At 63.3% G+C, this 24885-nt stretch carries 23 protein-coding genes and 1 riboswitch; of the genes, 4 read left to right on the plus strand and 19 right to left on the minus strand.

Translation table 11 applies throughout. The features are described 5' to 3' along the window. The 12 genes from ABIE40_RS11065 to ABIE40_RS11120 form a co-directional block, all read right to left on the minus strand. On the minus strand, nt 1-1029 hold the full coding sequence (locus ABIE40_RS11065; RefSeq protein ID WP_199629085.1) for a zinc-binding dehydrogenase: 1029 nt from the start codon (nt 1027-1029) through the stop codon (nt 1-3). A 54-nt stretch (nt 1030-1083) separates the two neighbouring features. Continuing rightward, nucleotides 1084-2370, minus strand: a complete 1287-nt coding sequence (locus tag ABIE40_RS11070; protein ID WP_199629086.1) for a beta-ketoacyl-ACP synthase — start codon at nt 2368-2370, stop codon at nt 1084-1086. 11 nt (nt 2371-2381) lie between these two features. Continuing rightward, a complete protein-coding gene (locus tag ABIE40_RS11075) occupies nt 2382-3587 on the minus strand; it encodes a beta-ketoacyl-ACP synthase (protein ID WP_199629087.1) in 1206 nt (401 codons plus the stop codon). Beyond that, nucleotides 3584-4066, minus strand: coding sequence for a 3-hydroxyacyl-ACP dehydratase FabZ family protein (locus tag ABIE40_RS11080; protein WP_112715199.1), 483 nt, complete (start codon nt 4064-4066; stop codon nt 3584-3586). The genes ABIE40_RS11075 and ABIE40_RS11080 overlap by 4 nt, the downstream gene beginning before the upstream one ends. A gap of 115 nt (nt 4067-4181) precedes the next feature. Then, entirely contained in the window at nt 4182-4460 is a 279-nt protein-coding gene (locus tag ABIE40_RS11085; protein ID WP_027513277.1) for an acyl carrier protein, read from the minus strand. 176 nt (nt 4461-4636) lie between these two features. Then, on the minus strand, nt 4637-5065 hold the full coding sequence (locus ABIE40_RS11090; protein WP_199629088.1) for a L,D-transpeptidase: 429 nt from the start codon (nt 5063-5065) through the stop codon (nt 4637-4639). 149 nt (nt 5066-5214) lie between these two features. Continuing rightward, nucleotides 5215-6195 carry an adenosylcobinamide-phosphate synthase CbiB gene (cbiB, locus tag ABIE40_RS11095; RefSeq protein ID WP_199629089.1) on the minus strand — a complete coding sequence of 327 codons (981 nt, stop codon included), beginning with the start codon at nt 6193-6195 and terminating at the stop codon, nt 5215-5217. Beyond that, nucleotides 6192-7193 (minus strand): threonine-phosphate decarboxylase CobD, encoded by a 1002-nt coding sequence (gene cobD / locus ABIE40_RS11100; protein WP_199629090.1) that lies wholly within the window; start codon nt 7191-7193, stop codon nt 6192-6194. The genes cbiB and cobD overlap by 4 nt, the downstream gene beginning before the upstream one ends. After that, nucleotides 7190-8497 (minus strand): cobyrinic acid a,c-diamide synthase CobB, encoded by a 1308-nt coding sequence (locus tag ABIE40_RS11105; protein WP_199629091.1) that lies wholly within the window; start codon nt 8495-8497, stop codon nt 7190-7192. The genes cobD and ABIE40_RS11105 overlap by 4 nt, the downstream gene beginning before the upstream one ends. Next, a complete protein-coding gene (gene cobA / locus ABIE40_RS11110; protein ID WP_199629092.1) occupies nt 8494-9333 on the minus strand; it encodes a uroporphyrinogen-III C-methyltransferase in 840 nt (279 codons plus the stop codon). Before cobA ends, ABIE40_RS11105 begins: the two co-directional genes overlap by 4 nt. 187 nt (nt 9334-9520) lie before the next feature. Beyond that, nucleotides 9521-10471 carry a nucleoside hydrolase gene (locus ABIE40_RS11115; protein WP_199629093.1) on the minus strand — a complete coding sequence of 317 codons (951 nt, stop codon included), beginning with the start codon at nt 10469-10471 and terminating at the stop codon, nt 9521-9523. A 72-nt stretch (nt 10472-10543) separates the two neighbouring features. Beyond that, nucleotides 10544-10963 carry a cobalamin biosynthesis protein gene (locus tag ABIE40_RS11120; RefSeq protein WP_199629094.1) on the minus strand — a complete coding sequence of 140 codons (420 nt, stop codon included), beginning with the start codon at nt 10961-10963 and terminating at the stop codon, nt 10544-10546. A gap of 107 nt (nt 10964-11070) precedes the next feature. Here ABIE40_RS11120 and ABIE40_RS11125 point away from each other — a divergent pair, with 107 nt between their 5' ends. Continuing rightward, entirely contained in the window at nt 11071-11856 is a 786-nt protein-coding gene (locus tag ABIE40_RS11125; protein ID WP_199629095.1) for a TSUP family transporter, read from the plus strand. An 8-nt stretch (nt 11857-11864) separates the two neighbouring features. On the opposite strand, the gene ABIE40_RS11130 is transcribed toward ABIE40_RS11125, so the two are convergent. After that, entirely contained in the window at nt 11865-12533 is a 669-nt protein-coding gene (locus ABIE40_RS11130) for a cysteine hydrolase family protein (protein WP_199629096.1), read from the minus strand. A gap of 165 nt (nt 12534-12698) precedes the next feature. Here ABIE40_RS11130 and ABIE40_RS11135 point away from each other — a divergent pair, with 165 nt between their 5' ends. Continuing rightward, entirely contained in the window at nt 12699-13064 is a 366-nt protein-coding gene (locus tag ABIE40_RS11135; RefSeq protein WP_199629097.1) for a nuclear transport factor 2 family protein, read from the plus strand. Next, the gene (locus tag ABIE40_RS11140; RefSeq protein ID WP_199629098.1) at nt 13064-13858 is read left to right on the plus strand and encodes a helix-turn-helix domain-containing protein; all 795 of its coding nucleotides are present in this window, start codon (nt 13064-13066) and stop codon (nt 13856-13858) included. The genes ABIE40_RS11135 and ABIE40_RS11140 overlap by 1 nt, the downstream gene beginning before the upstream one ends. On the opposite strand, the gene ABIE40_RS11145 is transcribed toward ABIE40_RS11140, so the two are convergent. Genes ABIE40_RS11145 through cobU form a run of 5 tightly spaced genes read right to left on the minus strand, consistent with a single transcriptional unit; the run spans nt 13855 to nt 20570 of the window. After that, nucleotides 13855-14280: an EamA family transporter gene (locus ABIE40_RS11145; RefSeq protein ID WP_130278092.1), complete on the minus strand. Its 426-nt coding sequence runs from the start codon at nt 14278-14280 to the stop codon at nt 13855-13857. The two genes, ABIE40_RS11140 and ABIE40_RS11145, sit on opposite strands and share 4 nt — an antisense overlap. Further along, the gene (gene cobO / locus ABIE40_RS11150; protein ID WP_199629099.1) at nt 14280-14912 is read right to left on the minus strand and encodes a cob(I)yrinic acid a,c-diamide adenosyltransferase; all 633 of its coding nucleotides are present in this window, start codon (nt 14910-14912) and stop codon (nt 14280-14282) included. The genes ABIE40_RS11145 and cobO overlap by 1 nt, the downstream gene beginning before the upstream one ends. A 14-nt stretch (nt 14913-14926) precedes the next feature. After that, nucleotides 14927-19000, minus strand: coding sequence for a cobaltochelatase subunit CobN (cobN, locus tag ABIE40_RS11155; protein WP_199629100.1), 4074 nt, complete (start codon nt 18998-19000; stop codon nt 14927-14929). Nucleotides 19001-19003: 3 nt separating this feature from the next. Further along, nucleotides 19004-20053, minus strand: coding sequence for a cobalamin biosynthesis protein CobW (cobW, locus tag ABIE40_RS11160; protein WP_199629101.1), 1050 nt, complete (start codon nt 20051-20053; stop codon nt 19004-19006). Between the two features lie 4 nt (nt 20054-20057). Beyond that, entirely contained in the window at nt 20058-20570 is a 513-nt protein-coding gene (gene cobU, locus ABIE40_RS11165) for a bifunctional adenosylcobinamide kinase/adenosylcobinamide-phosphate guanylyltransferase (RefSeq protein WP_199629102.1), read from the minus strand. A gap of 294 nt (nt 20571-20864) precedes the next feature. Beyond that, nucleotides 20865-21257: riboswitch (cobalamin riboswitch) on the minus strand. A gap of 222 nt (nt 21258-21479) precedes the next feature. Between cobU and ABIE40_RS11170 the strand changes: the two genes are divergently transcribed. Further along, a complete protein-coding gene (locus tag ABIE40_RS11170; RefSeq protein WP_199629103.1) occupies nt 21480-23270 on the plus strand; it encodes a chloride channel protein in 1791 nt (596 codons plus the stop codon). Here ABIE40_RS11170 and ABIE40_RS11175 read toward each other — a convergent pair. Further along, the gene (locus ABIE40_RS11175; RefSeq protein ID WP_130278086.1) at nt 23267-24721 is read right to left on the minus strand and encodes a cobyric acid synthase; all 1455 of its coding nucleotides are present in this window, start codon (nt 24719-24721) and stop codon (nt 23267-23269) included. The genes ABIE40_RS11170 and ABIE40_RS11175 overlap by 4 nt on opposite strands. Nucleotides 24722-24885: the final 164 nt, after the last annotated feature.

Consider the following 24885-nt stretch of genomic DNA (forward strand, 5'->3'; position numbering starts at 1 on the left):
TCAGTCCATCTTCAGGATGATCTTGCCGAAGATCTGGCGCGATTCCATGCGCTCCAGCGCCCGGTCGATATCGTCGAAGCCGACTTCCGTATCGATGACGGGATGGACGAGACCGCGACCCATCTTCTGCATGGCATCCGCCATGTTCTCCATGCGGCAGCCGAACGAGCCGAGCAGCTTCAGCTGCTGCTGGAAGAGCATCATCAGGTTCATGTCGGTGGAGACGCCCGAGGTCGAGCCGCAGGTGACGAGACGGCCGCCGCGCTTCATGCAGAGCATCGAGCCAGCCCAGGTATCCTTGCCCACATGTTCGAAGACGACGTCGACGCCCTTCTTCTTGGTGAGCTTGCGCACGACGCCCTCGAAGCGGTCGGTGCGGTAGTTGATGACGTGATCGGCGCCGAGGGCCTTCGCCTTCTCGATCTTGTCGTCGGAGCCGACCGTCGTAATGACAGTGCAGCCGATCTTCTTGGCAAGCTGGATTGCCGCCGTGCCGATGCCGGAACCGCCGGCATGGACGAGGATCGTCTCACCCGGTTCGAGCTTGGCATTGTCGAACAGCATGTGCTCGACGGTACCGAAGGTCACAGGCGCCAGCGCAGCACCGACAGCATCGACACCGGGAGGTGCCGGGACCAGCAGACGGGCCGGAATATTGACCTTCTCCTGCGCGAAGCCATCGAGATGGAAACCGTGGACGCCGGAGACATGTTCGCAGAGATTGTCACGGCCTTCGCGGCACGGGCGGCAGAGACCACAGGTGCGCGCGCCATAGATCGATACCAGCTGACCCGGCAGCACATTGGCAACACCTGGGCCGATCGTTTCGACCACACCAGACGCTTCCGCACCGATGACGAGCGGCATCTTGCGCTTGGCGAAGGCCATGCCGCGCCAGCCCCAGACATCGATATGGTTGAGAGCCACGGCTTTCACGCGCAGCGTTACCTCACCGGCACCGGGAGCCTCCGGTTCCGGAAGGTCCACGGTTTCCAGTTTGCGGTCGTCGATCAATTGCAATGCGCGCATGGCAAAACCTCTCGCCTTTCAGGCGTTTTTATCTCTGAATTTTGTCGGCACCGATTAAGCCGGTTCGAGCGCCATGACAAGGCTGGCGTTCTGTCCGCCGAAGCCGAAGGAGTTCGACAGCACGGCCGAAACCTGCTGATCGCGCTTCTTGTTCGGCACGACATCGAGAACGATCGCCGGATCCGGGTTGTTGTAGTTGATGGTCGGCGGCAGCGTGCCCGTCAGCATCGTCTGGAACGAGAAGACGGCCTCGACTGCGCCGGCAGCCGTCAGCGTATGGCCGATCATCGACTTGTTGGACGACAGCGGGATCGAGGCCATGCGTTCGCCGAAGACGGCAAGCATCGAACCATATTCCATCTTGTCGTTCTCGGGCGTCGACGTGCCATGGGCGTTGATGTAGCCGATCGCGCTTTCGTCGAGACCGGCATCGGCGAGAGCCGCGCGGATCGTTGCGATCGCCGGGCCGCCGTCAGGCGACGAACGGGTGCGGTGGAAGCTGTCGGCCTTCTCGCCGGCACCCTTCATGATGCCGAGGATCTTGGCGCCGCGGGCGATCGCCGATTCCAGCGATTCCAGCACGAGCGTCGCGGCCCCTTCGGCGATGACGAAGCCGTCGCGGTCCTTGCTGAACGGCTTGGAAGCCTTGGTCGGCGGATCGTTCTGGGTCGAGAGAGCCGAAAGCAGCGAGAAACGGATCAGCGCTTCGGCGCTGAGCGACCCGTCGGTCGCAACAGCAAGCGCGCGGTCGGTGCGGCCCTGGCGGATCGCTTCGATGCCGAGCTGGATGGCGGTCGCGCCAGAGGCACAGGCCGTCGACAGCGTTACCGGCAGGCCGCGCGTGCCGAAACGGTCGGCAAGGCGCTCGGAGATCGCGCTGAAAAGGGCCGCCTCATGGAAGGACGCATCGGTGCGCTGGCGCATCGCCGCCAGGAAGCGCTCGTAGGCGTCGCCCGGATGATCGGACGGCGGGGCACGGTCGGCAAGTTCGAAGCGGGCGCTCCATTCCGGCTCGATCGGCGGCGCAGCAAGAAACAGCGGGCCGTTGAAATCGCCGGAAATGTCAGCGTCGGCAAGAGCCTCGATCGTCGTCTCGCGCGCGAAGGCAAAAGAGCGCTCGACGGCGTTCGGCACCGGGATATCGATGAAATCGACGGTGCCGGCGATCCGGGTCGAAAGCCCCTCGGTTGGGAAACGGGTGATGTTGTGGATACCAGACGTGCCTGAAGTCAGCGCCGACCAGTTATCCTTCAGGCCCTGCCCCAGCGAGGTGATGATGCCCATGCCGGTGACGGCAACGATCGGGCGGCCGAGGTGATCCTTGTAAGCAGCTTCTGTCATGTGAAAACTCCTCACGCTTCCGCGGAAAGAACGGCGACGCCCTCGCCGCGCTGATGACCGACCGTGGTGACGACGGCAGCCTTGGCGGCCGCATTCATCGGCTTTTCATGCGCCGCATCGAATGCCGGCACCTTGGCCTTGGCGCCGATGGCCAGAGCCGCGAAAGCCAGGCCGAGACCGAACTGGGCTTCGAGCGTGACGCCGGAAACACCGGAATAGCCGCGAATGGCGGCACTGGGCAGCTTGTTCTCAAGAACGGCCTTTTCGCGGGCCGTGATCTCGTGCATGCCGGTCGCGCCGGAAAACACCACGGTGCCCTCGGCAGGAAGCTTCGATGCCGGTTCTAGCAGGCGCTCCAGACGCTTCTCGAAATTGCCGGCAGCGCGATTGCCGCGGTCGCCTTCGATGGAATCGATGGTCGCATAGATATGCGCGCCGCGCGCCTCGGCATGCTTGCGGGATTCGAGCACCAGGAAAGCGCCGCCCGATCCAAAGATCAGACCGCCGCCAGCGCCGTCTTCACGCGACCAGAGGGGCGCCCATTCGCCCTGCGCATTGGCGCCGATTGCTTCGGTCAGAAGCAGCATGTCCTCGCGCTCGGCAGCAAAGCCGCCGCCGACGAGCGCATGCGTGGATTCGCCGGACTTGATGCGCCAGAAAGCGGTCTCGACGGCGGAAATGCCCGAAGCCTCTTCGCCCATGAAGGTACGCGACGAACCGGTGACCTTGTGAACGATCGAGATATTGCCGGCCATCAGGTTCGACAGCTGCGCCAGGAACAGCGTCGGGCGCAGTTCGGTCGTCAGCTTCTCGTTCAACAGCAGTTCGCGGTCGTTGCGCTTCATGCCCTCGTCGACGATCAGCGTATCGACATTGATGTCACGCTCGCCGCCGCCGGCCGCCACGATCATGTCCATCGTGCCGCAGGCGTCCGCATCATCCTTGAAACCGGCATCGTCGAGGGCCAGGCCCGCGGTGAAAACGCCGATGCGCTGCCAGTTTTCCATCTGGCGCTGGTCGCCACGCTTGGCGATCTGCTGCGACCAGTCGATCTCCGGCAGCGGATGCACCGGATAGGGCTTGAACTTTTCCGTCTCGACGATGACGGGCGGCGCGCCATTGCCGGTCAGCAACGCGACATGCGCGTCCTTGCCGACGCCCTGACAGGTCAGGATACCGACGCCGGTGATGACGACATCATTCTGAGCCTTGCTCATTCCTTCACTCCCTGCGCTGCGATCGCGTCCATCAGGCCGACTTCGCCAGCACGTTTCTTCACGATATCGCCGAGCGGAACTTCGCTGAAAGGCATGGTGCGCAACTTCAATTGCGCATCGCAGACCTTCTTGCCGCCGCTGGTAATCTTTGCCTTGGTGACGGCAAATCCGGACCCGTCATGTTCCAGGAACGCCTCGATGTCGAGCACCGCTTCGGGCTCGACAAAGGTGCGCATCTTGGCGCCGTCGACGGACATCAGGAACGGCATGGCGGCGAAATCGGTCGCGGCCAGCACCAGCATGCCCGAAGCCTGCGCCATGGTTTCGATGAGAAGCACGCCCGGAACGAGCGGCATACCAGGAAAATGACCTTCGAAGACGGGGCTCTTTGCGGGCACCACGGAACGCGCCTTGAGCACGCCCTTCTGAAGGTCGACCGCTTCGATGCGGTCAATCATCTGGAAATATTCCAGCAGCATCGGATCCTCCGGCCCGTCGCGAAAAGCCGCGCCGGTTACGCCTAGTTAGGAACAAAACCGCCCGGCCGCTACGGTTTGCAGTGGCAGGGCGGATAAAAAAGACGGCGGTGTTGCTTCAAGCCTTGGCGGCGCGCAGCTCGTCGATCTTTGCACAGAGGTTCTTCAGCACGAAGTATTCTTCGGTGGAAACCTTGCCTTCGTTCACTTCCTGGGTCCACTTTTCGAGCGGAATCTTGATGCCGAATTCCTTGTCGATCGCGAAGACGATGTCGAGGAAATCGAGGCTGTCGATACCGAGGTCGTCGATCGTATGGCTCTCCGGCGTAATCGTCTCGCGGTCGATCTCGCTGGTTTCTGCAATGATGTCGGCAACTTTATCGAATGTAGCGGTCACGCGCTTACCTCTTTGAACAACGAATTTATCCCCCTCATAGGCAAATCCATTTCAAAAGCCAATGCTTTCGCTCAAGCACGTTTCAAATTTGCATGGCAACTGTTGCCGAAACAGCAATGCGCGGAAGGCCCGGAAACACCTTCCCGGACCTCGATAGCAGATGATCGCTGCAACAGCTATTGCGTGATGACGACGCGGGTATTGGAAAGCCCCGCCTGCTTTGCCATGGAGAAGAACTGCGCCGCATTGTCGGGATGCAGCCGCACGCAGCCATGCGAGGCCGGGCGGCCCAGCCGCTTGAGGTCAAATGTCGCATGAACGGCATAGCCGCCGTTGAAGAACACGGCATAGGGCATCGGCGCACTGTCGTATTTGCGCGAGCGGTGATTGAGCGACAGCCACTTGGCGGACCACGACCCCGTCGGGGTCACATAGCCGCGCCGCGCGGTCGATACTTTCCAGCGGTATTTGACGAAACCGTTCTGCGTCACCGTCATCGTCTGCGATCCCAGGCTGACCTTGGCAACGAGATTGGCGGCACTCGCGGTTGCAGGAATAAACTGCAGTAAAAGGCACGCGGCAGCAGCCGCCATAAACGTCTTCATGACTTCCCCTCTTCGGCAGGACGCTGTCGATCCGGGCCGGTGAGAAGAAGCTTATAAAGATACTGATTATTTTGACTTAAGGCGCTTGGTAATCGGAAAGATAACGGAGCATTGCAAGAAACTGTACTTTGAGACGGCAGGTAACGCCGTCAAAGGAAGAACAGGAAGGCCAGGAAGACAGTGATCGCCAGGATCATGCAGCTGCCGTTGAACACCAGAACGCCATCCTCAACATCGCGGACCGTCGCCGTATCGCGGCCGGCGCCGTTGATCATCGGCTCACTCACGACGATGCCGGAATAGACGCGGGGACCTGCAAGCTGCACATCGAGCGCGCCTGCCATCGCCGCTTCCGGCCGCCCGGAATTCGGCGAACGGTGCAGCCCGCCATCGCGAATCGCCACTTGGACGGCTTCTTTGCAGGCATGGGCGCCGCGGCGCAGCCAGGCACCGGCAGCGATCAGCAGGATCGAAAGACGCGCGGCCGGCCAGTTGGCGATATCGTCGAGCCGCGCCGAGGCCCAGCCGAAGTCGATGTAACGGTCGGATTTGTGGCCGATCATCGAGTCCGCCGTATTCAGCATCTTGTAGATGAAGAGACCCGGCAGGCCGAGCACCGCATACCAGAGCGCCGGCGCAACGACGCCGTCGGAGAAGTTTTCGGCGAGACTCTCGATCGCCGCGCGACAAACACCCGGCTCGTCCAGCGTCTCCGGGTCGCGGCCAACGATGCGCGACACGGCGCGGCGCCCACCGGCAATCCCTTCCGAGCGAAGCGCGTCCGCAACATCGGAGACGTGATCGGCAAGGCTCTTCTGCGCCAGGAAGACCGCGACGCAGATCACTTCCAGAACGATGCCGATGACGCCGAAGAGATTGAAGAACCAGTGCAGCACCAATCCGGCGATCGCACTGCCGAACAGCAAGCCGGCAATCGACGCCGTTCCGTTCAGCCGCCGCTCGGGCCGCGTCAGCGTCTCGCCATTATAGGTGCGGTCGAAATAGGAAATCGCCTTGCCGAACAGCACGACCGGATGCGGCACCCGCGACCAGAGCCACTCGGGATCGCCGGCGATCCGGTCGAGAAGCAGGGCCAGTAGAAGTACGAGCAGATGTTCGTCGATCGTCATGCGTCAAAGCTTTCCAGTGCGGCCGCCAGCCTGCGGTCCGCAGATCGGTCTGGCCCGAGGCCGAAGCGCAGCCAGTGCGGCGCGTAGTCGAACCTGCGAACCAGAATGTGATGCCGGCAAAGATGCCTATAAAGATCGCCAGCGCGTTTGTCTTCGACAAGCGTGAACAAGGCTGCGTTACCGGTGACCGCCAAGCCTGCAGCCTCGAGCACCACGACAAGCCCCGCATTCCGCTCGGCAATCCCGGCCGCGATCGGCGCGGGGTCGCTGCGCAGCAATGCAGTAGCGATCGACAGAGCCGGACCGGAGACAGCCCAAGGACCAAGCCAATCCTCGAACTTCGCCCGCAGGCTGTCTTGAGCGATGACGAAGCCGAGGCGCAGACCGGCAAGGCCGAAGAATTTGCCGAAAGACCGGAAGGTGATCAGATTGGAGAGCTCGGCCGCCGATGGCACAAGACTTTCGCCGCGCGCGATGTCGCCGAAGGCCTCATCGACAACCAGATAACCGCCTTTCGCCTTCAGGGCCTCGTGCAGCCGGATCAGGCTGTCGCGATCATGCAGCCTGGCGGTCGGATTGTTCGGATTGACCGCAACCACGAGCATCGTGCCGTCGCCGATCTCGTCCAGGCTCGAAACGGTATCCACCGCGCATCCGGCGCTGCGGAAGGCTTTCTCGTACTCGCCGTAGGTGGGCGATACCACCGCGACACGGCTTCCCGGCACAACGAGGCGCGGCAGCAGTTGGATGACCGACTGCGTGCCGGGCACCGGCAGCGGCGAGAGCGGGCCGCTACGATAATAGTCGCGCGCCGCTTCGACGGCGGAATTCAGCAGATGCCGGTCGGGTAGCCGGTGCCACACGGATTGCGGTATCTCGGGCAAGTCGACAGGACAGGGATTGATGCCGGTCGACAAGTCGAGCCAGTCCTCCGGCCTGCCGCCGAATTCGGCAGCGGCAGCGGTGATCCCGCCGCCATGCACAATCGGACCGCTCATGCCGTTTCCCCGGAGAGATCGATCATATGCATGTAGGACCCAGCCACCTGCCCGCGCCGCAACCCGACCTGACTGAGATCGGTCCCGAGCGCGTCAGTCACCGAAAACAGCCGGTCGGCATCGCCTTCCGAAACGACGGTCGAATAGTGAAACTCATGCCCCGTCATAGCCGCTTCGAAGAAGGCGCTGTCGACAGGCCGGACGCGGCGATAGCCGAGATGGCGGCTGCGTTTTTCATAGCTCGTCACCAGCGGCAGCAGGCCGAGCATCTCGTGCCTGTTGCCTTCCGCATCGACAAGCCCCTCGCCCAGCGTCATGTATCCACCGCACTCGCCGTAAATCCGTGTCCCGCTCTTGGCGGCATCCAGCATCCCGCGCCGGAAATTCGCGGCAGACGCGATCTCTCCGGCATGCAGCTCGGGATAACCGCCCGGCAGATAGATGGCATCGGCATCGGCCGCGGGCGCCTCGTCGGCGAGCGGTGAGAAGAAGGAAATCTCCGCCCCGCGGCGGCGCCAGCCGAGCAGCATATGCTCGTAGCAGAAGGCAAAGGCGATATCGCGCGCAACGGCAATCTTCTTGCCCAGGGGTGGCAGACGCCTGATGTTGGCGGTCGAGGCGATGTTCAGCCCCTGCCGGGCGATCCGCAGCAGGAATTCGAAATTGCACTCGTCCGAGACGGCTTGGGCGGCATGATCGATGAAGGCTTCGAGGCTGGCATGCTCTCCAGCCTGAACGAGGCCAAGATGCCGCTCCGGCAGCGCCAGCGTCTTGTCGCTGCGGATGACGGCGACGACAGGCATGCGGATCGCGTCGAGCGCGGTGCGCAGCATCATCTCGTGACGCTCGCTACCAACCTTGTTGAGGATCACGCCGGCGATCCGTACATCGGCGCGGAAGCTCGCAAAGCCGCTGACCAGCGGCGCGACCGACTGCGACATGCGCGAGGCATCGACGACGAGCACGACGGAGAGCCCGAGCATCGCCGCAAGATCGGCCGCAGTGCCCTTGCCGTCTGCGGCGCCATCGAAGAGACCCATCATCGCCTCGATGACGAGAATGCGGTCGCCCTGGCGATGGATCGCCGCATTGGCCGAAATCAGCTCGCGGCGCATCGCCCAGGGGTCGAAATTGAGGCAGGGCGCCCCGCTCGCAGCCGCATGAAAGGCCGGATCGATATAATCAGGCCCCGCCTTGCCGGGCGCCACCGCCACGCCGCGATTGCGCAGCGCGCGCAGAAGCCCGAGCGTGATCGTCGTCTTGCCCGAGCCGGAGGACGGTGCCGCGATCAGGAGGCCGCTCATGCCGTCTCCTTTCCGCTCTGCCTGAAGGGATCGGGCTGAAGGCGGCGTCCGCCGAGGGCGCCGAGCCAGTCCAGCGACGAACGCAGCCGCACCACCTCGCCGACGACGACGATCGCCGGCGGCTCCAGCCCGGAGGCCTCGACCGCGGCGGCGGCTTCGCCAAGCGTGGTTTCCAGCACCTGCTGCCCGCTGGTGGCCGCATTGCAGACGAACGCGACGGGTTCGTCGGCCTTGCGCCCGGCAGCCATCAGCGACGAACTGATCTGCGCGATATGCTTCATCGCCATATACATGACGATCACAGGCGAGCCCCGCCCGATAGCATCCCAGTTGATCGCATCCGGCACGATCCCCGAAGAATCATGCCCGGTGAGAAACGTCACGGCATGATTGATATCCCGGTGCGTCACCGGAATGCCGGCATAGGCGAGCCCGCCGATCCCCGCGGTAATGCCGGGCACGATGCGGAACGGAACATTGTGCTCGACGAGCGTCAGCGCCTCCTCACCGCCGCGGCCGAAGACGAAGGGATCGCCGCCCTTCAGCCGCAACACGCGCCTGCCGGAGCGCGCCAGTTCGACCAGCCGCAGCGAGATATCGCGCTGCTTGGCCGACGGCTTGCCGCCGCGCTTTCCGGCATATTCGAGGATAGCATCCGGCCTTGCCAGTTTCAGGCATTCCTCGTTGACCAGCGCGTCGTGAACGACGACATCGGCCTCCGAAAGCCCCTTGGCAGCCAGCAGCGTCAACAGCCCGGGATCGCCCGGCCCTGCACCGACGAGCCAGACGGTTCCCGGCTCCAGTGCCGGCAGATGGGCGAACGCATTCTCGATCATAGAGGTGGTCTATGCCCGCCATTCCGCGAGGTCAACGGCAACGACGCCGAGGCAATCGCCGATTGCCGTCCGGCAGCCGACTCAATTTACGAAGAAGCCGACTCAAAATCTGAGCAGACGGCCGGATGAATTTGATTGGACTCGACAAAACGGGGCCGGACGCAAAACGCCCGGCCCTCTTGGGGTGTCAGGCCCTGAGAAGCGTATCGCGGATGAGATCGATGACCTCTTCCGACTTGATGCCGGTGCAGACGATCTGGCTCGGCAGGTTGTCCCAATCGCCCGGCGGGAAACGGCGCCCGTCCGGCTTCACGATCGTCTGGCCATCGGCAATGCCGCCGCAGACGACGCGCACGGCGCCCGTAACAGTGGTGAACAGCTCCGGCGCCACGACATAAACAGCCGCGCAGCTGTCATGGACCATCATGCCGTCTTCGACGGCGTGCTTGTAGAAGTCGATATAGAACTGCGACAGGTCGTTCAGCAGCTTCACCGCCGCATCGCCCTTGTCGGCGGCCGCCTTCAGATAGCTGCGGCTCATCGTCGTGATCGCGGTGACGTCGAGACCGATGATCGCAACCTTCCAAGGTGCGGTCATCACGGCGTCCGCCGCTTCCGGATCGCCATGGATATTGGCTTCGGCGACGGGCGAGACATTGCCCGGCACATAGAAATTGCCGCCCATGATGACGACCTGCTTCACCAGCTTGGCGATCTCAGGGTCTTCCTTCAGCGCCAGCGCCAGGTTGGTCATGCGGCCGACGGCAACCAGCGTCACCTCGCCCGGGTTGGCGCGCACGGTTTCGATGATGAAGCGATGCGCCGGGCGCGGATCGGTGGGAAGGTCGATGGTCGCGGGGACACCGATATTGCCGAGACCGTCATCGCCATGCACGAAGGTCGGCCAGCCGATCTCCTTGCGCGACGGATCGAATGTGACGTTGGCGCCCTTGGCAACCGGGGCGGCAATGTTCCATTCGCGCTTCAGGAACAGCGCATTGCGCGTCGTCGTCTCGATCGAGGCATTGCCGAAGATCGTGGTGATGCCGATCAGATCAATTTCCGGATGGCGGTGCAGGAAGAGGAGCGCCATGGCATCATCGACGCCCGGGTCCGTGTCATAAATGACCTTATGCATGAAATATTCCTTCTCATTCTCGCCGCAGATGCCCTGGGGCGCTCCGCGAGGTGGCCGCCACCATAACGCCCGCTATGCTTTCTGCAACAGCATGCGCGCGACAGCAGCCGTCGCATGCGCCGATTTGATCTTGGGCACCACGAGCTCCGCTTCCGCCCCTGCAGCAGCAAGCGCCGCCGACTCCGCAACGCCATGGCAGCCGACACGGGCAAAGACGATGGCTGAGGGATTCTTGATCCGCGGCGTCTCTTCTTCCAGCCGCGCAGCGGTGAAGAAGGAGACGGCAACGCCGAGCTCTTCGGCCACAGCGCGGATCGCCCGCTCCTCCCTGCGGCTGTCGATCGAAGCAACGGCCGCGACATCATCCGCACCGATCGCCGCAGCCTCCAGCGCCTGCCGCGCCAGCGCCGAAATCTCGGCAGCATCCGCTCCCCGCTCGCAGCCGAGGCCGAGAACGTAGAGCCTTGCCCTGTCTGTGCTGGAGCCGGTCATCTGCGGAATCCGAAAGGAGAAAACTGTGTCCCAGCAGCCATTGCAGCCCGGGGCCGGAAATGCAACATGGCGCCGATTTCCATCACGCCTGCATTCAGAGTCCTTCCTTGTCCGATATTGCCCCCCATCTTCTCGCCCTTCTCTGTCTCGCCGCCTTCTGTGCCGGTTTCGTCGATTCCATCGCCGGCGGTGGTGGCCTGATCACCGTTCCCGCCATGCTGATCGCCGGCATTCCGCCGCTGCAGACGCTCGGGACCAACAAGGTGCAGTCGATGTTCGGCGCCGCGTCCGCGACGCTTGCCTATTCGCGCAAGGGCCATGTGAACCTGCGCGAACAGCTGCCGATGGCGATGATGGCGCTGATGGGCGGCGCACTCGGCGCGGCACTGGCGACCATCGTTCCGGGCGACGTCCTGCGCGCCATCATGCCGGTGCTGCTGGTGGCGATCGCGCTCTACTTCGCCTTCAAGCCGAACCTGAACGACCTCGACACCCACCGCCGCATCACGCCCTATCTCTTCGGCATGACCTTCGTGCCGCTGATCGGCTTCTACGACGGCGTCTTCGGCCCCGGCACCGGATCCTTCCTAATGCTCTCCTTCGTCACGCTTGCCGGTTTCGGCATGCTGAAGGCGACGGCACATACCAAGCTTCTGAACCTCGGCTCGAATGTCGGCGCGCTGATCGTCTTCGCCTCCTTCGGCGCGACGCTCTGGACCGTCGGCCTGATGATGGGCGTTTGCCAGTTCCTCGGCGCGCAAGTCGGCTCGCGGCTTGCGATGCGCACCGGCGCCAAGCTGATCAAGCCGCTGCTCGTCGTCGTCTGCATCGCCTTCGCGATCAAGCTGATCGCCGACCCGGCCAATCCGCTGCGCGTCTGGCTCGGCGTCTAGGTCTTTTCCTAGCCCGCCTTGCCGAACTTGATCGCATCGATCTTCGTCAGCTTGGTCTTGGCGGAAACGCCGGGCGCATTGGCGAAATGCCAGGTGACGTATTGCTCGGCATAGGGATCGGTCGACGACATGCCATCGACCGGCAGCACCACATCCATGCCCTTCAGCGCCGCATAGGCAGCCGTGTTCAGCACCGCACCTTCGGACGCCGTGCCGGTGACGATCACCGTCTTGATATGCCGGTCGGCGAGGATCTTTTCCAAGTCGGTATTGATGAACTTGTTGGCGCCCGACTTCACGATCGGATCGCCATCCTTGGGCGCCAGCACCGTCGCGATATCTTCCGGCGCCGCGTTGGACGTGATGCTGTAGACCACAGGCGTCCCGCTATCGCGCGCCTCTTTCATCAGTTTCGCCACATGCGGCAGCTCGGCAATACAGCGCGGCTTGACCTTGGTGTTGCACGGCCCCTTCTCCGGGTTCTGCGCCCCGTTGAAATCGAGAAGCAGCAGCGCCGTCGTCGCGGGATCGACGGTGACTTCGCCGAGCTTGGGCGCGGCCGGCGCCTTGATCTTCTTCCACTCGTCGACAATGGTCGCCGCATGCGCCGCCGAGAGGCCCGCGACTGAAACGATGATCGCCAGACCGGCGCTACGCATCACTGATGGAAAACCCATGACATCCTCCTTCTCGAAATCCTGAGCGAAATCTTCTGGCTGCGACCCGCACTGTCAAATCACCAAGCCGCGAGCATGATTACCTCTCGCGTAATTGATGAGCGGCCACCCTTTGCCGATGATCGCCCTGCCTGGACGAACCGGGCGATCACAAGGAGACAGAGAATGACCGACGCGACCAACAAGGCCGAACGCTATATCGCCATCTGGAACGAGGAAGATGCCGGCCGCCGCAAGGCGCTGATCGCCGAAAGCTGGACCGAGAACGCCGTCTACATCGATCCGCTGATGCGCGGCGAAGGCCATGAGCAGATCAACGCCCTCGTCGAATCCGTCCAGACCCGCTTTCCCGGCTTCCGCTTCAATCTGATCGGTGCCGCCGACGGCCATGGCGACAATCTGCGCTTCTCCTGGGGTCTCGGGCCCGATGGCGGCGAGGCTGTTATCAAGGGAACCGACTTCGCCCTGCTTGAAGGCGGACGCATGAAGGCCGTACACGGGTTCCTCGATCTCGTTCCGGAAGCCGCATAATGATCCCGTCAGCCCGCTCTCTTGGTGACCACCTCCGCGAATGGCGCAAGCTTCGCCGCATGAGCCAGCTCGATCTGGCACTCGAAGCAGAGATTTCGCAGCGGCACCTAAGTTTCATCGAGAGCGGGCGTTCGACGCCGAGCCGCGATATGCTGCTGCATCTGGCAGAACGGCTCGGCGTGCCGCTTCGCGACCGCAACCCGATGCTGCTCTCGGCCGGATACGCCCCGCTCTTTGCTGAACGCTCCCTCGACGATCCGGCGCTGAAGCCGGCCCGCCAGGCAATCGACATGGTGCTGAAAGCGCATGAGCCATTCCCGGCGCTTGCCATCGACCGGCACTGGACGCTGATATCAGCCAATGCCGCGATCGCGCCGCTCCTGCGCAATGTCAGGGACGCAAGCCTGCTCGAAGGCTCGGTCAACGTCCTCCGCCTCAGCCTGCATCCGGAGGGATTGGCGTCCGATATCGTCAATCTCGCGGAATGGCGCGCCCATCTGCTGGAACGGCTTCGCCAGCAGATCGACATGACCGCCGACCCGATCCTCGGCGACTTGCTCAAGGAACTGCAACAGCTCTCGCCCGGCGGCGATCCCGCTGATGAGGTCAAACAAGACTATGCGGGAATTGCCGTTCCGCTGAAACTGCGCACCGCCGCGGGAACGCTGTCGCTGATCTCGACGACGACGGTGTTTGGCACGCCCGTTGACGTCACGCTCTCAGAACTGGCGATCGAATCCTTCTTTCCGGCGGACGAGGAAACCGCCGCGCTTCTCAGGGGACTGATAGACTAGAACAGCGCTAGCAGCAGCGCGCCACCGGCAATCATCGCCACGCCCAGCCAGTTCACCAGCCCGAGCTTCTCGCCGAGAAAGACGACGCCGAACACCGCGACGAGAACGATGGAGAGCTTGTCGATCGGCGCGACACGCGCCGCGTCGCCAAGCTTCAGAGCCCGGAAATAGGCGAGCCACGACGCGCCCGTTGCTGCGCCCGAAAGCGCCAGGAACAGCCACGTCTTGCCCGATATGCTGGAGATCGGCTGCCACTGTCCGGTGGCGGCGACGATCGCCGTGATGATCAGAATGATGACGACGGTGCGGATCAGCGTCGCCAGATCCGAATTGACGCCGGCTACCCCGATCTTCGCGAAAATCGCCGTCAACGCCGCGAAGGCCGCCGAAAGCACCGCCCAGAATAACCAGCTTTGCGTCATCAGAACTCCACGCCGGGCTGCCCCTTGATGCCGGAGCGGAACGGATGCTTGATCAACTCCATCTCGGTCACGAGATCGGCAAGCTCGATCAGCTCGTCCTTGGCATTGCGGCCGGTCAGCACGACGTGAGTCATATAGGGCTTTTCATCCCGCAGGAATGCGACCACTTCGTTCACATCGAGATAGTCGTAGCGCAGCGCGATATTGATCTCGTCGAGCAGCACCATCGAATTGCGCTCGTCCCGGATCAGCTCCTTCGCCTTCTCCCAGGCAGCCGTTGCGGCCGCGACATCACGGGCGCGGTCCTGCGTCTCCCAGGTAAAGCCCTCGCCCATCGTGTGGAACTGGCAGATATCGGAGAAATGCTTCTCGATCAGATCACGCTCGCCGGTCCACATCGCCCCCTTGATGAACTGCACGACGGCCGACGGCTTGCCGTGGGCAATGTGGCGGAAGATCATCCCGAAGGCCGAGGACGACTTGCCCTTGCCCTTGCCGGTGTGAACGATGATCAGGCCCTTCTCATCGGTCTTGGTGGCCATGATCTTGTCACGCGCCGCCTTCTTCTTCGCCATCTTTTCGTTATGGCGGGCATCGTCCTTCTCGCCGGTTTCTACAGTCTCTTCGCTCATCGTCATGTCCAGTCTTATGCTGTTTCAGTATGGATATGGGGCGCCAGATCGAAGCGCGCCGAATTGCTGCGCGGCGTCCAGAGGCGCCTGTCAATCGCCTCCATCAGCCGTTCCTTCATCTCTTCAAGCGCGGCCGGGTTCTTCTCGGCCATGAAATCGCGCACCTTGGGATCGGCGACGAAGGCCTGATAGACCGCCTCGAAATGATGATTGCCGACGGCACCGGTCGTGGCCGCAAAGGCAAAGAGATAATCGACAGTCGCCGCGATCTCGAAGGCGCCCTTGTAGCCGTGGCGCATGACGCCATCGATCCATTTCGGATTGACGACACGCCCGCGCACGACGCGGCCGATCTCCTCCTCGAGCGAGCGGATGACCGGCTTTTCCGGCCGCGAATGATCGTTGTGATAGATTGACGGCCTGACGCCGCCGACATGCTCGGCCGCCGCGGCCATCCCGCCTTCGAACTGGTAGTAATCGTCGCTGTCGAGCAGGTCGTGCTCGCGGTTGTCCTGGTTCTGCACCACGGCCTGGATCGACCGCAGCCGCTCCTCGAAGATGCCGCGCTCGGCCCGGCCTTCCTCGGCCGCGCCATAGGCATAGCTGCCCCAGACCAGATAGGCCTCGGCCAGATCAGCGCGCCGCTCCCAGCCCTTCTCGTCGATCAGCGCCTGCAGCCCGGCTCCGTAAGCACCGGGTTTCGAACCGAAGACGCGATAACCGGCACGCTTCATGGCGGAAGCTTCGTCCAAGCCGGACGCCGCAAGCCGCATGGCTTCGCCGCGCATGCGCGCTGCAATGGGGTTATCGGCCGCATCCTCGTCCAATGCGCCGACGGCGCGGATTGCCTTGTCAAACAGGGCAATCTGTTCCGGAAAGGCATCGCGGAAGAAGCCGGAGATCCTCAGCGTCACATCGACTCGCGGACGGCGCAGCATGGCGGGCTGGATAATCTCGTAGCCGGTGACCCGGCGTGAGGTCATATCCCAGACCGGCTTGACGCCGATCAGCGCCAGCGCCTGGGCGATATCGTCGCCGCCGGTGCGCATGTTCGACGTGCCCCAGGCCGTGAGACCAAAGGATACCGGCCATTCGCCATGGTCCTGCACGTAGCGGCGCACCAGCAGCTCGGCGGATTTCTTGCCGAGCTCGTAGGCGGCCGGTGTCGGGACGGCACGGCTATCCACCGAATAGAAATTCCGCCCTGTGGGCAGCACGTCGGGACGCCCGCGTGTGGGGGCGCCGGAGGGGCCGGGAGGCACGAAACGGCCGTCGAGACCGGTGAGGAGCGCCGAGATTTCGGCGTGGCCGCAGGCGAGAATCGAAGGTTTCAGGTGGGATTCGATGGTGGTGAGCACCTGCCGGGTTTGGGGCCAGGACGGTGGGCATTGTGTTTCGCCGGAGACGAGTTTGGCGGCGAGCAGCTCGATGCGCTCGACGGTGTCGCCATTGGTGCGCCAGGGGGTGTCGAGAATCTCGGCGGGGATCGCGGGTCTGGGGCCGGTCCACGGTGCGGCCATGTTGCAGTCCAGGGGATCGAAAGAAAACCCCTCCCCAACCCCTCCCCACAAGGGGGAGGGACTTTGCGCCGAGATAGCCTCCACGGATCGGCCAACCTCAACTGGTTCAGCCGTTGCGGATTGAGACGGCAGCAACGCGTTAAGCCCCTCCCTCTTGTGGGGAGGGGTTGGGGAGGGGTTTGCGAACAAATCCCCCGCAATCGCCCGCTGCAAGCTCTGATCACCACCCTCGCCGAGCCCGCGCGGCACCCGCGCCAGCGCCACCGTCAGGTCCGTCAGCAACCGCCCCTCAGGCGACACGCCGAACACATGCAGCCCGTCGCGGATCTGCATTTCCTTGAGGTCGCAGAGATAGGCGTCGAGCTTCTTCAGCGCCTCGTCCTCCGCCTCACCCTTGGCAATCCCGGCATCGCTGTCGAGGCCGATATCGGCGACGAGGTCGAGGATTTGTTTCGACAGCAACCGGATACGGCGCGGATCACCGCCGGAGGCCTCGTAATATTCGTCGACCAGCGCCTCCAGATCCTTCAGCGGCCCATAGCTCTCGGCCCGCGTCAGCGGCGGCGTCAGGTGGTCGATGATCACGGCGGCGGTGCGGCGCTTGGCCTGCGTGCCCTCGCCGGGATCGTTGACGATGAAGGGATAGAGATGCGGCAGCGGCCCGAGGATCGCTTCGGGATAGCATTCCTCCGACAGCGCCAGCGCCTTGCCCGGCAGCCATTCGAGATTGCCGTGCTTGCCCATATGAATGACGGCATCGGCGCCGAACTCTTCACGCAGGAAAGCGTAGAAGGCGAGATAGCCGTGCGGCGGTACAAGATCCGGCGAATGGTAGCTTTCCTTCGGATCGATATTGTAGCCCCGCGCCGGCTGGATGCCGATCAGCACATTGCCAAGCCGCGAAAATGGCAGCGCAAAACCGCCATCGACGAAATAGGGATCCGCCTCCGGGCCGCCCCATCGCGTTGTCACCTCATCTTGAATCTTTTTCGGAAGACTTTCGAAGAAAGCCTTGTATCGACTCGATGAAAGCCGCTCACGGATCACGCGCCCATCGCGCCCGGAATTGGTCGGCCCATCCATCAGATGCCCCATCAGCGCATCGCCATCAGCCGGGTACGCATCGACGCCGTAACCCGCCTGGCGCAACGCCTTCAGCACCTCGACGGTCCCGGCCGGCGTATCGAGCCCCACGCCGTTGCCGAGCCGCCCGTCGCGGTTCGGATAATTGGCCATCACAAGCGCCACCCGGCGCTCTGCCACCGTCTTGCGCCGCAACCTCGCCCAATGAGCAGCAAGTCTCGCCGTATAGCGCATCCGCCCGGCATCCGGCTCGCTGCCGACGATATTGGCCTCGACATTGGCATCGTAGCGCGCCGCCGCCTTGAACGAGACGGCACGCGACAGCACCCGGCCATCGACTTCGGGAAGCGCAACGTTCATGCCGAGATCGCGCGCCGACAGGCCCTGTGAGGACCCGCTCCATGCCTCCTTCGAGGAGGCCGAAAAGATCGCCTGCAGCACGACGGCGCCGCTGGCCTCAAGGATGGTGGGTTGGCGGTCGGCGCCGGGGGCGGAGACCGCAAATCCTGTTGTGTTCACGACGACATCGGGTGCGGCCGCGGCAAAGACGCTTTCGAGGATGCCGGTGGAGACCGGATCCTTGAGGCTGTAGGCAAAGACCGGCAGCGGCCGCAGGCCTTCCGCTGCGAGCGCCTCGATCATCGCTTCGATCGGCTTGGTTTCGCCGCTCTGGACGAGGGCGCGGTAGAAGCTGATGGCGGCGATAGGGGCGTCGGTCGAGGGTGAATTACCCCCCTCTGTCCTGCCGGACATCTCCCCCACAAGGGGGGAGATTGGCTGGGTGGACCCGCTCGTCTCAACCTCGATTGTTTGGGGAGAAGCGCCCCACGAGTCGATCTCCCCCCTTGTGGGGGAGATGCCTGGCAAGGCAGAGGGGGGTATCGCGGACCGCAGCCGATCCGAAAGGGCCCGCCACTCCTCAACCCCGACAACACCCCGCCCCGGCCACCAGATCCCCGCCTTCATCAACGGAGCAGCCGCACCCGGCTTCTCGCCGCTGGCAACCATTGCCACCGCATAATCCAGAAACCGTCGCGAATTCTCGTCGCCACCCTCGATGAGGTAGGACCAGAGCGCATTGAGATCATCGAGATCGACATTGGAGAACGGCGTCAGCCCGGCATCCGGCTTGGAATCCCCGGGCAGCACCGCAATCCGCGCGCCACTGCGGGCCGCGCAGGCATGCAGTGCCTCGAGAGCATAGTGAAAGTAACTCGCCCCCCCGAGCGCCCGGACGATAATCAGCTTTGCGTGCCGCGCCGTCCGCTCGACATAGGCATCGACGGACATCGGGTGTTTCAGGCTCATCAGGCTGGCGACGCGCAACGTCAGCGGATTGCCGCCACCCTGCCCATGAGCGGCGGCAATTGCCGAAAGCTCCGTATCCGCCGCAGAAAGGAACAGGATATCGCCGGGTGACTGGCCGAGATCGATCGCCTCGTCACCGTCGCTGATCGTTCCTTTCTGGGCGAGGAGCAGATGCATGGATCAGACCAGCGCCTCGATTGCCTTGCGCACGGCAGCTTCATCCATATCGTGCAGGCCGATGACGACGAGGCGCGTGCCGCGGGTTTCACTCGGCGCCCAGGCACGGTCGAAATACTGGTCGATGCGGCTGCCGACAGCCTGGATCTGCAGGCGCATCGGCTTGCCGGAGACATCGGCAAAGCCCTTCAGGCGCAGCACGTCATGCTCTGAAATCACGCCCTTCAGCTTCTCGATGAACCCGGCGGGATCGGCAAGCGTGCCGAGCTCGACGACGAAGCTGTCGAACTCGTCGTGGTCATGCGGCGTGCCATCTTCATGCTCCAGCTCGTGATGGGACTTGCGGTTGGCGATATCCTCTTCCGTGCCGATGCCGAGGCCGAGCAGAACGCTTGCCGGGACATCGCCGTTCTTCGCTTCGATCAGCGCAGGCTTGCGAGAGATGCGCGAGGTCACTTCCTCGCGTACGCGGACGAGGCCTTCGCTGTCCAGCAGGTCGGTCTTGTTGAGAACGATCAGATCGGCGCAGGTCAGCTGATCCTCGAACAGTTCCTCGATCGGGCTTTCGTGATCGAGGGATTCGTCCTCGACGCGGCGCGCCTCGACGGCATCGTGGTCGTCGGCAAAACGCCCTGCAGCGACGGCGGCGCTATCGACAACGGTGATGACGCCGTCGACGGTGACTTCGCTGCGGATGTCCGGCCAGTTGAAGGCGGCGACCAGCGGCTGCGGCAGCGCCAGACCCGAGGTCTCGATGACGATGTGGTCGGGGCGCTGATCGCGCTCCAGAAGCTTGGTCATCGTCGGAATGAAATCGTCGGCGACGGTGCAGCAGATGCAGCCGTTGGTGAGCTCGATGATATCGTCCTCAGTGCAATTTTCAGCACCGCAACCCTTCAGCACGTCGCCATCGACGCCGAGATCGCCGAATTCGTTGATGATCAGCGCGATCTTCTTGCCGCCGGTATTGGAAAGCAGGTTGCGGATCATCGTCGTCTTGCCGGCCCCGAGGAAGCCGGTGATCACGGTTGCGGGGATTTTCTGCTGGTTCATTCGTTCAACCCTTCATCTTCAGCGGCAGACCTGCCGCGATAAAATACACGTCCGCGGCGCAGCCCGCGATCATCTGGTGCAGCCGCCCGGCATGGTCGCGAAAATCCCGCGCCATCCGGTTTTCGGGAACGATCCCGAGGCCGACTTCATTGGAAACAAGAACGAGCCGCGCCTTCGCCTTCGGCAGCCAGGCCGCGAGCGCGGCACTCTCCGCCGCCACATCGCGCTCGTCCATCATCAGATTGGTGACCCACAGTGTCAGGCAATCGACCAGGATCGCCCGCCCCGCGCCGTCGATCGCCGCCAGGCGCTCGGCAAGCTGCAGCGGCTCCTCATGGGTCTGCCACGACGGCCCGCGATCGGCCCGATGCTGCTCGATCCGCGCCCGCATCTCGTCATCCCATGCTCGCCCCGTCGCCAGGTAGTGACGTTCGAGACCGGTAGCGGTCATGAGATTTTCGGCGAAGCGGGACTTGCCGGACCGGGCGCCGCCGAGGATGAAAGTCGCATTGCTCATGCGAAGGCCACCGTGCTGGGGCACATATCTCTCGGTCTTCCCTCATTCCTGTGCCTGTCACGGGAATCCAGCCACGGCGCGTCTGCGCCGTGAATGAATCGCAGCAACAAGGAAATGAGTCTCCCGTGCCCAAGGATTTGGGCACGCTGGATTCCTGTGACATCCAGTGGGCGCAGCCCTAAGACCACAGGAGTGAGGAAAACCCTCTGAGGCGCCGCACATAGCGGCATGAAAATTCTCGTTTCAGCCATGACAACCTCCGTGCTGGCAGCGGGCGGGAATGCCCAAGGGGCTCTTCGCCCGGCACAGATGGCAGGTCTCCTGGCTCGCGGTTGTCGGCCCCGACAGGGACGGCCGAAAGGCCATCCCTGATCGTGCCAGCGGATCTTCCTCGCCTTCCCGGCTGCATTCTCGTGAAAAGGCGGACGATTCGTAGAATAAGAGGCGTCCTGCCCCGGCTGATCACGATGCATTTCCAGTGGCTTTTCCGGTGTCCGTCAGTCATTGCCCTGCTGCGGAATGCAGCGATCAGGCAGTGGTGCCGGTGCACCGGATGGAAGACCCTGACCGCTCTACAGTCGCGGGGTCGGCTGTGATGAAGGCGCCCGGTTTGGGTCCGCCCCGTCACATTCCCTTTTCATCCCGGGCAGCAACCGCCGCCCCGGAACCATCCGTAATTGAACGCATCGTTAGGCGTGCGGCCATGCGAAGTCAATCGATGCCGGGGCAATCCAAACAGCCCGCCCTTAACCCTACTGAGTCTACCAAACAGATAGTCTATTAAATTCATTGACTTAAGGCGACATTTCGTTTGCAACCGCCTCTCTTTTGCTGCAATTGCTCGCGAAATCATGCGGCGCAAAAAGCGCGCTTCCTTGATCCTGCATTCCATCGCCTAGTTCTCTCATCATGCTCACGAAAACCGACATCGGCCGCCTCGCGCGGCGCCATCTCAAATTCGATATGGCGCGGCTGCGCGCGCTGGCGCGCCAGAATGAAATGGGCATGGTTTTCGCGGGCGGCGCTGTCGGCATCATCGCCGGTTGCGCGGTGACCGGCATGAGCCTGATCTCGCGCGAAATGCACAGCCTGATCTTCGGCATCAGCGATGTCGATCGTCTCAGCTCGTCGGAGATCGACAACAAGCTGCTCCTGCTCTTGGCGCCGATCTGCGGCGGTCTGCTTCTCGGTCTGCTGCTGTTCATCCTCAGCAGAACGCGCAAGAAGCCGATGGTCGACCCGATCGAGGCGAACGCGCTGCATGGCGGCCGCCTGTCGCTGACCGATAGCGTGATCGTCGCCATCCAGAACCTGATTTCAAACGGCTTCGGCGCCTCCGTCGGCCTCGAGGCCGGCTATACGCAGCTTGCGGCCGGTCTTGCCTCCAAGCTCGGCCTGAAGCTGCAGCTGCGCCGCGCCGATCTGCGCGTCCTCGTCGGCTGCGGCGCGGCAGGTGCCATCGCCGCCGCTTTCAACGCGCCGCTGACCGGCGCCTTCTATGCCTTCGAGCTGATCATCGGCACCTACACGATCGTCTCGCTGACCCCCGTCGTCGTTTCCGCGCTGCTCTCGACACTGATCGCCCGCCTGCTTGCCGGCAGCGACTTTACCATCGATGTCGGCCAATTCGGCAGCGTCGTTCCGGCCGACTACGTTCCAGCGATCCTGCTCGGTGGTTGCTGCGCCGGTGCCGGCATTCTGATCATGCAGGGCGTCTCCTTCATCGAGGAACTGGCGCGCAAGAGCTCGGTGCCGACCTATGCCCGCCCAGCGCTCGGCGGCATCGTCGTCGGCCTGCTGGCGATGATTTCGCCGCAAGTGCTCTCGGCAGGCCATGGCGCCCTGCATCTCAACCTGTCGCATCAGGTGGCGATCCCGGCGCTGATCGGCATTCTGCTGTTGAAATCCTTCGCCTCCGCCGTATCGATCGGCTCCGGCTTCAGAGGCGGCCTGTTCTTCGCCTCGCTGTTCATGGGCGCCCTGCTCGGCAAGCTCTTCGCCTATTCGGCGCCGTTCTTTGCACATGCGTCACTGACACCGGAGGTCTATGCCGTCGTCGGCATGAGTTCGCTCGCAGTCGCCATCATCGGCGGACCGTTGACGATGACTTTCCTGGCGCTCGAGATCACCGGCGACTTCCCGATCACCGCGCTGGTGCTCGCCGCCGTCATCACCTCGTCGCTCGTCGTGCGCACCACCTTCGGCTACTCCTTCGCCACATGGCGCTTCCATCTGCGTGGTGAAAGCATCCGCAGCGCCCATGATGTCGGCTGGATCCGCAACCTGACGGTCGGCAAGCTGATGCGCGCCGACGTGAAGACCGCCAATGTCGCGACCTCCGTCGAGGAGTTCAAGAAGACCTTCCCGGCCGGTTCCACGCAGCGCGTCATCCTCGTCGATGATACCGGCAAATATGCCGGCCTCGTCCTTGTCCCCGAAATCCATTCCAATCCGATCGATACGGATGACGAGGGCAAGGGCCTGGAGAGCTTCATCCGCTACAAGAACGACTTCCTGCAGCCGCAGATGAACGCCAAGCAGGCCGCCGCGATCTTCGACAAGACCGAGAGTGAAGCGCTCGCCGTACTCAACAATCTGATCGAGCGCAAGGTCGTCGGCCAGCTCAGCGAAAGCCATACGCTGCGCCGTTATACGGAAGAACTGGACCGCCGCCGCCGCGAGGTCTCCGGCGAAATCTAGCCCAGCAGCCGCTGCAGCCAGTCGCGGTCGAGGTGGCGCTCCAGCTCGGCCGCCACGTCATCCAGCGCCCTGTCGACGCTTTCGGCATAGCTCTTCCGTTCGCCTGCGAGACCAAAACTTTCGAGCAGTCGCGCGCGGTAGGAGTCGCTCGAAAACAGACCATGCAGGTAAGTCCCCATCACCCGGCCATCGGCAGAGATCGCACCGTCAGGCATGCCGTCGATTTGAGCCGACGGGCGGTCGCAATCCACGCCTTCCGTCACGCCCAGATGGATCTGATAGCCGGAAAGCGGCGTGCCATATTCGGCGGAGACCGCGCGGCTGTTGCGCACGACCTTCTCAGGTGCCATTACCGTCTCGACGTCGAGAAGGCCAAGCCCGTCCGTCTCAGCTGCACTGCCTTCGATGCCGAGCGGATCATGAACCTTGCGCCCGAGCATCTGGTAGCCGCCGCAAATGCCGATCACCCGCCCGCCACGCCGCATATGAGCCGTGAGATCGCGGTCCCAGCCCGCCGCACGGAAATCCGCGAGATCGCTGATCGTCGACTTCGAGCCCGGCAGAACGACGAGAGCCGCATCATCAGGAAGACGGTCGCCGGCCTTGACGAAGACAAGCTCGACATCCTCTTCCGCGCGGAGCGGATCGAGATCATCGAAATTGGCAATCCGCGGCAGCACGGGTACGGCGACCTTCAGCGCCGCCGGCTTCCCGCGCGCCAGCTTTTCGAGAACGACGGAATCTTCGGCCGGAAGACCGCCGGCAGCCTTCAGCCACGGCACCACGCCGAAACACGGCCAGCCCGTATAGCGCCCGATCGCGGAGATCCCGTCATCGAAGAGCGAAACGTCACCGCGGAACTTGTTGATGATATAGCCAGAGATCATGCCGCGATCCCGCTCATCGAGGATCGCATGCGTTCCGACCAGCGAGGCGATGACCCCGCCGCGGTCGATATCGCCCACCAGCACGACCGGCACGTCCGCCCGCGTGGCAAAGCCCATATTGGCAATATCGCCCGGCCGCAGATTGATCTCCGCCGGAGATCCCGCGCCCTCGACGATGACGAGATCGGCGCCTTCAGAAACCGTCGCGAAACTGGAGAGAACATACTCGAGCAGCTGCGGCTTCAGGCGCTGATAGTCACGCCCTTTCGCCTGCCCCCAGACCTTGCCCTGCACGACGATCTGGCTGCCATTCTCCGATTGCGGCTTCAGCAGGATCGGGTTCATGTGAACGGACGATGGCGTGCGCGCGGCGAGCGATTGCAGCCACTGTGCCCGGCCGATCTCGCCGCCGTCATCGGCGACGGCAGCATTGTTCGACATGTTCTGCGGCTTGAAGGGGCGAACTGTCAGCCCGCGATTGGCCGCCAGCCGGCAGAGCCCGGCGACGAGCACCGTCTTGCCGACATCCGATCCTGTTCCCTGCAGCATGATGGCTCTGGTCATGCATGACGCCTACAACGCGTTGCCGCGCGCGGTCAACGGCAGGTCCCTAAACGCGAAAGCCGCGCCAGCCGGGAGCCGCGCGGTTTGCCGTAAAACTCTGGCGTATCGCCCATACACGGCGAAACTCGTGCTCTCCGGGACGCAGAACCTGATCCGGAGAACCG

Origin of the sequence: Rhizobium sp. OAE497 (assembly GCF_040546565.1) — a bacterium.
Classification (GTDB): Bacteria; Pseudomonadota; Alphaproteobacteria; order Rhizobiales; family Rhizobiaceae; genus Rhizobium.

Excerpts from the sequence above, each read along its gene's own strand:
- ABIE40_RS11105 (WP_199629091.1), bottom strand. The coding sequence starts at position 8,497 with ATGAGCGGCCTCCTGATCGCGGCACCGTCCTCCGGCTCGGGCAAGACG.
- ABIE40_RS11065 (WP_199629085.1), bottom strand. The coding sequence starts at position 1,029 with ATGCGCGCATTGCAATTGATCGACGACCGCAAACTGGAAACCGTGGAC.
- ABIE40_RS11130 (WP_199629096.1), bottom strand. The coding sequence starts at position 12,533 with ATGGGTTTTCCATCAGTGATGCGTAGCGCCGGTCTGGCGATCATCGTT.
- ABIE40_RS11170 (WP_199629103.1), top strand. The coding sequence starts at position 21,480 with ATGCTCACGAAAACCGACATCGGCCGCCTCGCGCGGCGCCATCTCAAA.
- cobA (WP_199629092.1), bottom strand. The coding sequence starts at position 9,333 with ATGATCGAGAATGCGTTCGCCCATCTGCCGGCACTGGAGCCGGGAACC.
- cobD (WP_199629090.1), bottom strand. The coding sequence starts at position 7,193 with ATGAGCGGTCCGATTGTGCATGGCGGCGGGATCACCGCTGCCGCTGCC.
- ABIE40_RS11090 (WP_199629088.1), bottom strand. The coding sequence starts at position 5,065 with ATGAAGACGTTTATGGCGGCTGCTGCCGCGTGCCTTTTACTGCAGTTT.
- ABIE40_RS11135 (WP_199629097.1), top strand. The coding sequence starts at position 12,699 with ATGACCGACGCGACCAACAAGGCCGAACGCTATATCGCCATCTGGAAC.
- cobN (WP_199629100.1), bottom strand. The coding sequence starts at position 19,000 with ATGCATCTGCTCCTCGCCCAGAAAGGAACGATCAGCGACGGTGACGAG.
- ABIE40_RS11075 (WP_199629087.1), bottom strand. The coding sequence starts at position 3,587 with ATGAGCAAGGCTCAGAATGATGTCGTCATCACCGGCGTCGGTATCCTG.
- ABIE40_RS11115 (WP_199629093.1), bottom strand. The coding sequence starts at position 10,471 with ATGCATAAGGTCATTTATGACACGGACCCGGGCGTCGATGATGCCATG.
- cobO (WP_199629099.1), bottom strand. The coding sequence starts at position 14,912 with ATGAGCGAAGAGACTGTAGAAACCGGCGAGAAGGACGATGCCCGCCAT.
- ABIE40_RS11080 (WP_112715199.1), bottom strand. The coding sequence starts at position 4,066 with ATGCTGCTGGAATATTTCCAGATGATTGACCGCATCGAAGCGGTCGAC.
- ABIE40_RS11140 (WP_199629098.1), top strand. The coding sequence starts at position 13,064 with ATGATCCCGTCAGCCCGCTCTCTTGGTGACCACCTCCGCGAATGGCGC.
- cbiB (WP_199629089.1), bottom strand. The coding sequence starts at position 6,195 with ATGACGATCGACGAACATCTGCTCGTACTTCTACTGGCCCTGCTTCTC.
- ABIE40_RS11175 (WP_130278086.1), bottom strand. The coding sequence starts at position 24,721 with ATGACCAGAGCCATCATGCTGCAGGGAACAGGATCGGATGTCGGCAAG.
- cobU (WP_199629102.1), bottom strand. The coding sequence starts at position 20,570 with ATGAGCAATGCGACTTTCATCCTCGGCGGCGCCCGGTCCGGCAAGTCC.
- ABIE40_RS11120 (WP_199629094.1), bottom strand. The coding sequence starts at position 10,963 with ATGACCGGCTCCAGCACAGACAGGGCAAGGCTCTACGTTCTCGGCCTC.
- cobW (WP_199629101.1), bottom strand. The coding sequence starts at position 20,053 with ATGAACCAGCAGAAAATCCCCGCAACCGTGATCACCGGCTTCCTCGGG.
- ABIE40_RS11145 (WP_130278092.1), bottom strand. The coding sequence starts at position 14,280 with ATGACGCAAAGCTGGTTATTCTGGGCGGTGCTTTCGGCGGCCTTCGCG.
- ABIE40_RS11070 (WP_199629086.1), bottom strand. The coding sequence starts at position 2,370 with ATGACAGAAGCTGCTTACAAGGATCACCTCGGCCGCCCGATCGTTGCC.